This window comes from Atopobium sp. oral taxon 416, from assembly GCF_018128285.1.
GTDB lineage: Bacteria > Actinomycetota > Coriobacteriia > Coriobacteriales > Atopobiaceae > Olsenella_L.
The window spans coordinates 125,733-138,003 of sequence record NZ_CP072380.1; the positions used below are offsets into that span (position 1 = coordinate 125,733).

The 12,271-nt window shown below is 58.3% G+C and carries 6 protein-coding genes and 2 tRNA genes; 7 read left to right on the plus strand and 1 reads right to left on the minus strand.

What is annotated here, in order from left to right; all coding sequences use genetic code 11:
- Positions 1 to 75 precede the first annotated feature (75 nt).
- The 7 genes from J4859_RS00605 (at position 76) to J4859_RS00635 (ending at position 11,799) form a co-directional block, all read left to right on the plus strand.
- Entirely contained in the window at positions 76 to 3,294 is a 3,219-nt protein-coding gene (locus J4859_RS00605; RefSeq protein WP_249113699.1) for a 4-alpha-glucanotransferase, read from the plus strand.
- 113 nt (positions 3,295 to 3,407) lie between these two features.
- Entirely contained in the window at positions 3,408 to 6,878 is a 3,471-nt protein-coding gene (gene mfd / locus J4859_RS00610; RefSeq protein WP_212331737.1) for a transcription-repair coupling factor, read from the plus strand.
- Positions 6,879 to 6,996: 118 nt separating this feature from the next.
- Positions 6,997 to 7,743, plus strand: coding sequence for a septum formation initiator family protein (locus tag J4859_RS00615; RefSeq protein WP_212331740.1), 747 nt, complete (start codon positions 6,997 to 6,999; stop codon positions 7,741 to 7,743).
- Between the two features lie 6 nt (positions 7,744 to 7,749).
- On the plus strand, positions 7,750 to 8,736 hold the full coding sequence (locus J4859_RS00620) for a phosphatase (protein WP_212331743.1): 987 nt from the start codon (positions 7,750 to 7,752) through the stop codon (positions 8,734 to 8,736).
- Between the two features lie 73 nt (positions 8,737 to 8,809).
- Positions 8,810 to 8,894, plus strand: a tRNA-Leu gene (locus tag J4859_RS00625).
- A 168-nt stretch (positions 8,895 to 9,062) separates the two neighbouring features.
- On the plus strand, positions 9,063 to 10,778 hold the full coding sequence (locus tag J4859_RS00630; protein WP_212331746.1) for a UTRA domain-containing protein: 1,716 nt from the start codon (positions 9,063 to 9,065) through the stop codon (positions 10,776 to 10,778).
- The gene (locus tag J4859_RS00635; RefSeq protein ID WP_212331749.1) at positions 10,771 to 11,799 is read left to right on the plus strand and encodes a transketolase family protein; all 1,029 of its coding nucleotides are present in this window, start codon (positions 10,771 to 10,773) and stop codon (positions 11,797 to 11,799) included. The genes J4859_RS00630 and J4859_RS00635 overlap by 8 nt, the downstream gene beginning before the upstream one ends.
- Positions 11,800 to 11,858: 59 nt before the next feature.
- Here the strand turns inward: J4859_RS00635 and J4859_RS00640 are convergent.
- Positions 11,859 to 11,933: transfer RNA gene (locus tag J4859_RS00640), tRNA-Glu, on the minus strand.
- Positions 11,934 to 12,271 lie beyond the last annotated feature (338 nt).

A 12,271-nucleotide genomic window follows, 5' to 3' on the forward strand; every position in this document is an offset into this window, starting at 1 on the left:
CGCGTTCAACACACGAGCTCTAATGCGTATTTCCGCAATCCTGTCGGTGCTGTCCCTGTGGGCAGCACCGTTTACTTGTCTCTAGACATTTGGGATGACCCCAACGCCACAGCCCAGATCCGTACCTGGGTCGACGAGCGCGGAGAGACGCTGATTGATATGGATAGACATCAGGAGGGCGATCGCCTGCATTTCACTGGCACGATCACTCCTGATACGCCGGAGCTTCTTTGGTATTACTTCAAAATCAAAGCCGGAGATGGTGGGACGTGCTATTACGGCACGCTCAATAACGCTACAACTGGAGAAGGCATACTCTATGGGCATGAACCTTCCAGCTGGCAGGTAACGGTGTATCTGACCCGGCAGGTCAGACCAAAGTGGTGGTTAAACGGAATTGTCTACCAGATTTTCCCGGACCGGTTTAACCGCGGGAAGGATTGGAAGGCGCGTGTCCAGAAGGGACTCGTCGAGGACTGTAAGGACCGCAAAGGCCCCGGCCACTATCTTGTCGAGGATTGGAACCAACCGGTCCGCTATCAAAAAGATGGGGATGGGCGTGTCACCAGTTGGGATTTCTATGGGGGTACCTTGGAAGGCATCACCGAGAAGCTCGACTACCTGGCGGCGCTCGGTATCACGGTTCTCTACATCAACCCGATCTTTGAGGCCTCATCCAACCACCGCTATGACACCGCGAACTTTATGAAGATCGACCCATTGCTGGGCGACGATGAGAGCTTCGAGCGTCTGTGCTCCGAGGCTGCCAGATACGGCATCTCGATCATGCTGGATGGCGTATTCAACCACACCGGCTGCGACTCGGTCTATTTCAATAAGTACGGCAACTACCCGGATGTCGGCGCCTACCAGAGCGCTGACTCCCCCTACCGCAGCTGGTACCAGTTCGATGAGAACGGCAACTATGCCAGCTGGTGGGGCAACGGGGATCTGCCTGACGTCAATGAAAAAGACCCCGGCTACCATGAGCTGATCTGCGGCAAAGACGGCGTAGTCCGCCACTGGATGCGCCTCGGCGCCCGGGGATGGCGGCTCGATGTCGCCGACGAGTTGCCGGAATCCTTCATCCAGGACATCTACAGCGCGGCTAGAGCTGAAAAATCTGACGCCTGCGTGATCGGCGAGGTTTGGGAGGATGCCTCCAATAAGATCTCCTATGGATATCAGCGCCACTACCTCTTAGGTAACGAGCTTGACTCCACAATGAACTATCCCTTCAGGGGAGCGGTGCTCGACTTCCTGCTGAACAAGGTCGGTGCCCCGGAGACCGTGCAGCGTTTTGAGCAGCTGTTCGAAAACTATCCACACGACGCTTTCTACGGCGCCCTGAATCTGCTCGGAAGCCATGATCGGTCGCGTGTACTCACGCTTTTGGGTGGGGCGCCGAACCCGGATTCGATGGACGACAATGCGAAGTTCAACTTCCGTCTCAGCGACGGTCAGCTGAGCCTAGCGAAGAGTCGCCTGTGGGCTGCGGCGTTGATGCAGATGACGATGCCGGGTGTGCCGAGCGTCTACTACGGAGATGAGGCAGGCTGCCAGGGCTATACCGATCCGTACAACCGTGGGACCTTCCCCTGGGATCGCATCGATCGGGACTGCTTCAACATCTACCGCAACGCGATCGGCCTGCGCAAGACGCTCCCGGTTCTCACGAGCGGTGACTTCAAGCCCTTCGCAATCAACGACAACGTCTTCGGCTACACCCGCTACAACGACGACTGCTGCGTGATGGTCCTCGTCAACGCAAGCCTGAGCGAGCGTGCGGACTTCACCGTCGATATGCGCTACGACCTCGTCGATGACGTCGTGAGCGGCAAGAACGTCGAGGTAAAGGACGGCAAAGTCCAGGTCGGCATGTGGCCGCTGGGCACCGTGGTCCTCTATTTCCGTAAAGCCTCGACGCTGGCAAAGCCGCTTGAGCCCGGCGCCGGTGTCCTGTGCCACATCACCTCGCTTCCCAACAAAGCGGGGCACCAGGGCACGCTCGGCAAAAATGCACGGCGCTTCGTCGACTACCTCGCCGACACGGGGGTGCGCTATTGGCAAGTCTTGCCGGTGAGTCCCTGTGATCAATACGGGAGCTCGTATGCGGGACTTTCCGCCTTTGCGGGCAACACCGCGCTGGTTGAAGGCGGGGAGAAGGAGCTTAAGAAGCAGGCTGAGCGTATCAGCTGCCTTGACCCCGGCTTCAGGGACTTCTGCAAGCGTGAGGAAGTCTGGCTCACGCCCTATGCGCTCTTCAGGGCAATCAAACACCTGTGCAGAGAGCTTCCCTGGCAGAAGTGGCCTAAGAAGTGGCGCACCTATGATCCGGAGCTTGAGCACGATCCGAAGCTCAAAGCCGAGGTGGCAAAACACAGGAAGCGCCAGTACATCTTCTCCCGTGAGTGGGGGGATCTCCACCGCTATGCCAACAGTAAAGGCATCTCCATCATCGGTGACATGCCGATGTACGTCTCGCTCGACTCCTCCGACGTGTGGAGCCACCCTGAGTACTTCATGTTGGATGAGGACGGCTATGCCGCGGAGATCTCCGGCTGCCCACCTGATCAGTTCAGTCAGGAAGGGCAGGTCTGGGGCAACCCCTGCTACAACTGGCAGAAGCTGAAAGAAGACAACTACGCCTGGTGGCTCAACCGCCTGCACCATGCAAGCAGGCTCTACGATTACGTACGGCTTGATCACTTCCTGGGATTCTCGTCCTACTACACGATCGCAGAGGGTAAATCCGCTACCGAAGGGCAGTGGAAGTATGGCCCGGGAGCGGATCTGTTTATCCGCTACTGCAAAAAATACGGGCCGCTCAGTGCTATCGCGGAGGATTTGGGGAATATAACCCCTGCGGTGAGAGCACTGCTCGCCCGCACCGGATTTGCCGGTATCGACGTTATCCAGTTCAGCGATGAGGACGTGCGGCAGGGCTACACTCCAGCGCACCACAAGATCAGCTACACTGGCACCCACGACACGCAGACGCTCAGGGGCTGGGTCACCACCTGCTTTCCAGATGCGGATGCCGATGAGCTGACCGCTCAGCTGACTGAGCGGGTACTCAAGAGTGACGCTCCGGTCGCGATCATGCCCCTGCAGGATGTCTTGGGGCTCGGCGATGACGCGCGTATGAATGTGCCGGGTGTCGCCGAAGGCAACTGGGCATGGCAAGCTACCTGGGAACAGATTGACGGTGCCAAAGATCATCTGACTGAGTTGATCGAAGCATCGGGGCGTTCGACACACAAGCGCGAAGGCGCACCATCGGACGAACAGTGACTGTTTGGTATGGAGCCACAAACCGAAAGGCTTGTGGCTCTCGTGCCCCTGTCGGCCGTGAGAATCCGGCTCTAGAATATCTATGGAACCCTTAAGTGAGGTAATTCTTCTCTATGTTTATTAACCGTGTGGCGAGAAAGCTCTATACGGCTCCTGAACTGCGCAAAATCTTGCCGGATTTTGATCACGGAAACGACGTGACCCTCTCGGTCGGACAGAGCGCCCGACCTTTGGTCTTAGCTGCTCTCTGGTCGCGCAGTCCCCGCCCTACGCTCTTAGTTGTTTCAGGGGAGGAATCCGCGGAGCGCAGTGCCCACGCCCTCGCCGCTTGGCTCGGTATGGAAAACGTGCTGCGCTACCCCGAGCGCCCGGACTATCCCTGGTCTGACAGAGCGCCGGACATGGCGCTGATTGGCAAACGTTGCCAAGCGGTTGACGCGCTCTCCGAAGGCAAGCCCTGCGTCGTGGTGGCAAGCGCGAGTGCCCTGATGCGCCGCGTGCCGCCTAAAGGCTCAGGCTACTTCGCTTCGAGCACCTTTAAGGTGGGCGACGTGGTACCTCTCGAAGAGGTCTCACCCTTGCTGGTCGGTATGGGCTACGCGCAGGAGCGCGATGTGGATGCCCCAGGTGAATTCTACGTGCATGGGGACAGCGTCGATGTCCATCCCGCTCAGGCGACTTCGCCGGTGCGCCTGGAGTTCTTCGGGGATGAGATTGACCGCATCCGTCGCATGGTGCCTTCAACCGGTCAGACGATTGGTGAGCTCAAAGAGGTCACGATCCTGCCGTGTCGGGAGATGGCGTACTCGCCTAAGCGCATCGCCCGCGCCACTGAGAAGCTCTATGCGCAGGCGCAGATGAATACGAAGGTGGCGGAGGATCTTGAGCTGATCAAGCAGGCCTCGAGCGCCCCTGCGCTTGACTGCTATATGCCGGTGCTCTATGGGGGATCTGCCTCTCCTTTGGAGTTCATCGCGACCGACACCTTGGTGTGCCTCGCTGAGCCGCGGGCGCTCTTCGATAACTGTCAGCGAGCCTTCGACGATATCACCTCCGCCGCGCAGAGTGCGGGCGAGCATATCGAGGGGCTGTATACGGCTCCGCGTGAGATGGACTTCGGCAAGCAGCAGCGCCTGTCCTTTGCTTCGATCCTGCAGCAGAAGACACGCTTGAGTGCTACGCTTCGAGTCCATCATCCCAATATCGCGGGATCAGACACGAAGCTCATAGGCTCAGTGCGCCAGATGCTCAACGATAAGATGTCGGTGATCTTCGCGGTGCCTGACCGTGGGGCACGCGAAGCGTTGGAACTTACCTTCAACGACGAATCCATCCCCTTTATCGAGTCTTTGGGCGCCGATCCGAAGAACAGAGTTCCTGTCCTGGATCCCATGGCGAACACCGATGTGGTGCCGCTGCCGGAAGCTGAAGTCACCTTCTTTGACGCGCCGGTCCCGGCGGGCATCATTATTCCCACCGCCAAGTTGGGCGTGCTTTCGATCTCCGACCTGACGGCCCATATGGCCAAGCACCATCACCGCGTGCGCCGGATCGACCCGACGAGCGTGACCTTCCCATTTAAGCCGGGCGACTACGTCGTCCATGCGACGCACGGTATCGCCCTCTTCAGCAAGATCGTGCGTCAGGAAGTTGCGGGCAAGATGCGCGACTATTTCCTCTTGCAGTACGCCGGAGGGGACAAGCTCTACGTGCCGCTCGAGCAGGTAGACCGCATCACTCGCTATGTGGGACCCGACGGGGAAGCCCCACGGCTCACCCGGCTCAACACCGCTGACTGGTCACGGGCGACTGGTAAGGCGCGCAAGAGTGCCAAAAAGCTGGCCTTCGACTTGGTCGATCTCTACACCCGCCGTGCCTCGGTTGCTGGATTCGCTTTCGGTCCCGATACTCCGGCCCAGGAAGAGATGGAGTCAAGCTTCCCCTATGAGCTGACGCCGGATCAGAAGTCAGCGATCCAGGACATCAAAGCGGACATGGAATCCCCCAAACCGATGGACCGTCTTCTATGTGGGGACGTGGGGTTCGGGAAGACCGAGGTCGCGCTGCGCGCGGCCTTCAAGTGCTGCACCTACAAGAAGCAGGTCATGGTCCTCTGTCCGACGACGATCCTGGCTGAGCAGCACTTCCAGACCTTCTACGAGCGCTTCACGCCCTTTGACCTCACAGTCAAGGTCCTGAGCCGGTTTGTCACGCCGGCCCAGCAGAGAAAGACTCTGAAAGGCTTTGAGGACGGATCGGTGGACGTGCTGCTCGGAACGCACCGCCTACTCTCCAACGATGTGAACCCCCACGATCTGGGATTGGTCATTATCGACGAGGAGCAACGCTTCGGCGTGCAGGCAAAGGAGCAGCTCAAGAATCTCCGTGAGCAGGTCGATGTGCTGACCCTCACCGCTACCCCGATCCCGCGCACGATGCAGATGGCGATGAGTGGGGTGCGCGACATGTCGCTGATCATGACGCCGCCACTGGGAAGAAAGCCGGTCAAAGTGAGCGTCTCTGAGTGGGACCCTGATGTGGTGAGTGCGGCGATCAGGCGTGAGATCCAGCGCAAGGGACAGGTGTACTATGTCTCGAACCGTGTGCAGACGATCGACGATGCGGTCGAGCGCGTGCGCCAGGCGGTGCCGGAAGCGCGCATCGGTGTAGCGCACGGAAAGATGAGCCCCCGTGAGGTTGAGGATGTTATGATGCGCTTTGAGGAGCACGAGATTGACGTGCTTGTCTCAACCACGATCATCGAGTCCGGCATCGATAATCCCCACACCAACACTCTGATCATCGAGGACTCACAGCGCTTAGGATTGGCTCAGCTCTATCAGCTGAAGGGTCGCGTGGGCCGTGGCGGAACGCAGGCGTACGCCTACTTCATGTTCCCCGGAGCGGTGTCGCTCACCCCTGAGGCACAGGACCGCCTGACCGCGATCAATGAGTACCAAGATTTGGGAAGCGGCATGCGCGTCGCAATGCGCGACCTCGAGATCCGTGGCGCAGGTTCACTGGTGGGAGCCGAGCAGCACGGCAACCTTTCCTCGGTGGGTTTCGACCTCTTCACCCAGATGCTGGGTGAGGCGGTGAGCGAAGCGCGCGGAGAGGCGCCCTCGATGGATCAGGACGAAATCACGATCAATCTGCCGGCCGACTTCTATCTGGCTGAGGAGTACGTCCCGGCAATCGATAAACGTGTCCTCATCTACCGGCAGTTGGCTTCCGCACAGGAGCTGCGCGTCGTGGACGAACTGCAGGAGCATACCGAACATGGATTCGGGGCACTCCCGACAGCCGGAAAGAACCTCTTCGACCGGGCTCGGATCCGCATCCGTGCACAGCGCATGGGGATCTCGGCGATCTCGCTGATATCAGGCAGATTGGTCTTTCAGGGCATCGAAGTCCCACGGAACAAAGCGCGGGATTTACGGGCAAAGCACGCGCTCTACTACGCCAAAAGCAAACTGCTCCGCTATCCCTTCCACAAGGAAAGTGAGGACCTCCTCCCCGCCGCTTTGGGCATATTGGAAGACATTGGCGGAGGAGACGACGAGGACGAAGAGGCAAGCGCGTAGAATGCTTGCGGAGATCATCTCCACATACCCGTTCCTGATATACAGTAAGTAGGCACAGGCTGTAGACAAACACTAAACGAAGCAGGCAGCTATGAGTTTTAATGGGGATACAAACACGATGAGGCTCCCGCACCTGTCAGCCCAAAGCCGCAGTGATCGCAATGCGGTCTCCCGGCTCAGAGCAGAGGGTGGCACACAGAAGGAAATAGTTGGTTGGAGGCCCGCGGTTTTTGTGGGACCCAACAATCATGGAGTTCGGCTGTCAGGTGACCGCACGAGGTCTGTCCGACGTCCCCGTGAGCGGACGTCTGCCCGCGATGTTGATCCTGAGGTAGCTGAGCGTCGCTCACGTCGGCGTGAGCGTGCTGCCCAGCACCACGCGATGCAGGTGCAGACTCAAGACGGGACACGACGGGATACCAGAGGCGCCTCGCGGTCACGCACCCATCGGAGATCCTCACCGTCATTTTCTGAGATTGCCTCTCAGCACAAGGGGCTTGTCGCCCTCATTATCGCCGCACTGGTAGCTCTTTCGCTCTACGGGCCGTTGCAGGGTTGGTATGTCGCGCAGCGCCGGAATCAGGATCTCCAAGCACAGTTGGATGCGTTATCTGCTTCCAATGAGGATCTGCAGGCAGACGTAGAGGACCTGCAGTCAGAAGAGGGCATCGAAGACGAAGCCAGGCGGCGTGGCTATGTCCAGGAGGGGGAAACCCCAGTGGCGATTGAGGGCTCCCAAGGCCAAGACGCTTCAGACAACAGTGTGCAGGATAATTCCCTGGCGGACGGTCAGGCAACCCGCGCTCAGACGAATATCGGAACGGATATCTTGGACTTTATCTTCCAGTATCACTTTCAGGAGTGAAGGGCTATGAGAATCGCGGCCATAGACATCGGTACCGTGACAGCGCGCCTGGCGGTCGTGGAGCAGCTTGGAGCGGAGCCCCCGCAGCTGTTAGTCAAGCTCTCTAACATCTGCAATATGGGCGAAGGCGTCGCGAAGATCAGCAAGCTGGCTCCGGCGGCGATTGACCGGGTGCGTGCCTGCGTCGAGGACTACGTGGCTCAAGCTCGCAACTATAAGGCAGAATCCATCGCTTGTACACTGACCAGTGCGGCCCGTGATGCTTCAAACTCTGATGAACTCTTGGATGCGCTGAAGCAAGCCGGGGTAGCGCCCACGGTGATACCCGGTACCCTTGAGGGGCGCCTGGCGTTGCTCGGGGTCGCTCAGGATTTCCCTGATCAGGAGATTGCTGTAATCGATTCCGGGGGAGGCTCAACAGAGTTCTCGAAAGGCTGCCTCGATACGCACAACCACGAACTTTCTGTCGCTGACGTTATCTCCGCCCAGGTAGGAGCGCGTCGTTTGACTGAACTCTTTCTTTCAGAGGAGGCCCCCGACCCTGAGGCGATCTCACGGGCGCGTGACTTCTGCGATCAGGCCTTCAGAGGCGCGGTTGATACGTTGCGCAAATACCTGCCGCGTGCGCAGGTACCGGTGTTGGTTGGCGGCAGCGCAACGTCCCTGGTTGCAATGCGCGAAGCGCTTGACCCTTACGACAGCCGGAGGGTACATCTCTCAACGCTGACCCGTAGGGATATCGAAAAACAGATCAAGCGGTTGGCGGGAATGACAGTAGCAGAGCGTGCCCAAATCAAAGGGCTGCAAGCAAAGCGAGCCCCGGTGATCCTAGGCGGGTCCCTCGCGATCAGCGAGGCGCTCTCCTGCGGCGGCTTTGAGTCCGCCCGCGTCAGCGAACGGGACCTTCTGTGGGGACTTTCGCTCGTCTGCCTCGATGAGGCTCAAAGCAAACCCGAACCGCTCAAGTGGGCTCCGACGCTGCAGTCGCTGTAGAAATTCCGCCGTTTTGTTCGTCTGTGCTTCACCCAAGGCGCACACTTGCGCTATTCTTAAGCAGTGCGCCTGTGGGGGCGTGGTGAAATTGGCATACACAAGAGACTTAAAATCTCTCGCTGCAAAGCTTGTGGGTTCGAGTCCCACCGCCCCTACCAGCTTCTATTGTGTATAGAGCGCACTTCCCAAAGCCGGAGATATTGCGAACTTTAGCCGTGAGGCCCACGTGGAGCTGTGTTCACGCTATCATTTTCTGCAAGTTGTACAGAACCTGTCCTGTCCATAAGTTGTCTCTTCGAGAGACCAACCGGTAAGGGAGTGTTCGTATGGAAACAGAAAATATCGGAATACAGTCACACACTGTACCCGCCTTTGATCAACAGACTCCATCCAGCACAGCCTCAACGACGTTGAGAGCAAGCAATGAGAGCCAATTGCTGCATGAACTGCTTGCGCATGTGCTGAAGGATCGGATCATCTCAGGGGAGTGGCCTGCTGGCAGTCGCATCATGAGTGAGCATGCCCTCCAGGAGTGCTATGGAGTCTCTCGGGGCACGGTACGCCGTGCCTTGGCGCAATTGGTGCAAGAGGGGCTTTTGGTGCAGAGAAAAGGCAAAGGGACGTTTGTGACCCGCTCTGGCGTCGCCCATCCCGCCAGCGCCCGCCCGCTTTCGTTTGCCCGTGCCCTGAAAGAGCAGGGCTATGACTTTGTGACGCGCGTGCTGACCAAAGAGGTCCTCCCGGCACCAGCAGAGGTGACCAAAACCTTAGGTTTGGCTCAGCGTACCCCCGCGCTGTTCATGCGCCGCGTGAGATATGTTCAGGACCGCCCAGTGGTGTGCCAGGAGAGCTGGGAAAATCTCAACGCGTGCCCTGACCTGTCGACGCATGACTTTGAGCACGAATCGCTGTTTGATGCGGTGGAGAGAAGCTCGGGTCATACCATCGCTGCTTCACAGATTAAAAGTACCGCTCAGAAGGCTGGGCGTGAGCATGCGGGCTACCTGGGTATTGCACCTGATGAACCGGTCCTAGTCCTCGAGCAGGTTATCAGCCTGGACAACCATGTACCGATCGAGTGGAGCCTTACCTGGCTCTGTGGCGGACAGGGCGTGTTCGGGGTGGCCTCACAGCAGGAAATCAGCCCGGTAAAGGTACCGCACGCCGCAATGCCGCAACCTGCCGCAGAAGAGGGTCTCTCAAAAGAGAAAGAACAGGAACTGCGCCTTGCAGCCCTCGATATCAGGCAAGCTGTTGTCAACACCGCCCATCGCTATCGCGACCTCGCCTTCCACTTCGGTGGAGCGTTGAGCGCCGCTGAGATCTTTGCGGCCCTCTTCTTGGATGTCATGCACACCGGCCACGACGGAACACCGTGGGAGCAGCGTGACCGCTTTGTGCTCTCTAAGGCACACGCGGCGATCGGGCTGTATCCCGTGCTCCTCAAAGCAGGCTTTATCAGCCAGAAAGACATTGACCGCGGGCTCTTCGGAAAAGATGCGGTCCTCTTCAAGCATCCGCAGCGGGACCCGAGCCGAGGCCTTGAGACTTCTGGAGGATCTCTCGGTATGGGCTTAGGCTATGCTGCAGGATTGGCGTTGGCTCTCCGCAAGAAACAGCCAAAAGTACGGGTCTTCTGCCTGGTCGGTGATGGGGAGTGCAATGAGGGAAGCATCTGGGAGGCAGCCTCCTTTGCAGGGCACTACAAGCTTTCCAACCTCGTGTGTATCGTCGATGCAAACGGCATGCAGTTGGACGGTACGACGGCGAAGGTCTCAGATTCTGGACCGCTGGCGGCAAAGTTTGCAGCCTGCGGGTTTGAGGCTCTCGACGTCGATGGCCAATCGGTGCAGGAGCTGCATCGGGCCCTAACGCATCCACATACGCTTCCGCTGGCGCTGATCGCCCACACCACCAAAGGTGAGGGCTTGAGCTTCAGCGAAAACAAGGTGGAATGGCATGACCACAAGCTGGACGAGGGTCTCTTCGAGCAGGCCTGCGCAGAGATAGAGCGGCAACGGGAGGCAATCGAGCATGCTTAGTGTGGATACAAAAGAGTCGACCATGGATACTGCCCAGGCCCGGGCGCTCGACGCACTCGATGCCCGCGCCGTATTCGGCTCCACAATGGAAGAGCTGGCCAGACAGTATGAGGACCTGCGCGTCGTGGTATCCGACTATGGGAGACGCCTCGAGTTGGGTAAGCTGCAGGCACAGCATCCCGATATGGTGGTCCAATGCGGCATCGCGGAGCAGAACCAGATTGAGATCGCCTCAGCCTTAGCTAACGAGGGGTCACTGGTCTTTGCGGCTTCCTATGCCCCCTTTATCACAGCACGGGTGCTTGACCAGATACGGGTGAATTTGGGGATGATGAAAAGCCCGGTGATCCTGGTTGGATTGGGCGGTGGCTTTAGCTCAGGGGAGTTGGGAACCTCCCATATGGGTCTTGAGGATATCGCTGATCTGAGAGCGATCCCTGGTATCTCGGTGATTGCCCCCTCTGACAACGCCCAACTTAGCCTGGTCCTGAAGGATCTGGCACGGCATCCCCGTCCCTGCTACGTGCGTATCACTACCGGGCATGATGCAATAGCCGCCTCAAGCGAGGGGACTCGGTTTGGCTTCGGCAAAGCCCGTACCCTGAAGGCATTCGATACAGGAAAGCCCCACAGTGTCGCCATCCTTGCCACCGGTACGTTAGCCGGAAGCGCGCTCCGCGCGGCACATCAGCTCACAGACCAGAGTATAAACGTCTGTGTTACGGAAGTCGCTACGATCAAACCGCTGGATACTGCAGCGATCGCCTCGCTTACTCACGGTGTACGGTTGATCGTCACGGTTGAGGAGCACAGCATCATCGGCGGGCTGGGAGGGGCTGTCGCCGAATATCTTGCTGGCATCCCCGCAGGAGCACCGCTGCTGCGCCTCGGTGTGCCGGACACCTATCTGGAAGCGGATGTTCAGGAACATCTTCTAGAGCGCTGTGGCCTTACTGCTGATGGCATCGCACAGGCAATCAGCGCTGCTTTGGTCAAACAGAGCGCCCCTTCACTCCGATAATCGGAAGAAAAATGACCCCGGCAGATCAGAGATCTACCGGGGTCATTTGCGTTCGAAAATGGTGCCCCCAACGAGATTCGAACTCGTGTCGCCGCCTTGAAAGGGCGATGTCCTAACCGTTAGACGATGGGGACCGCGAAACAGAGTATACCAGAGTAGTGGACACAAACGAAGTGCGACTCAGCCGAAACTGAAGTTCCACAGACAGTTTCCCGTCTGTGGCACACGCGTATCCGGAATCTACTGTGATAGCAACAAGGGACAGTAGTTCCCACCGCACGGCAGCGCGAACGGTAGCGAAAGCCTCCGATATGTATACAGAAATGTGGTCATTTACCTGGTCTTATATATAGGTAAGATTCATATTATAGCGGACCCTATGCCAAAGCTCTATCCCACAACCGCTCGCCCAATAACGGAATAGAGGTGCATAAATCACCTGGGGTGGGATAAATAATAGTACTGGTGAGGA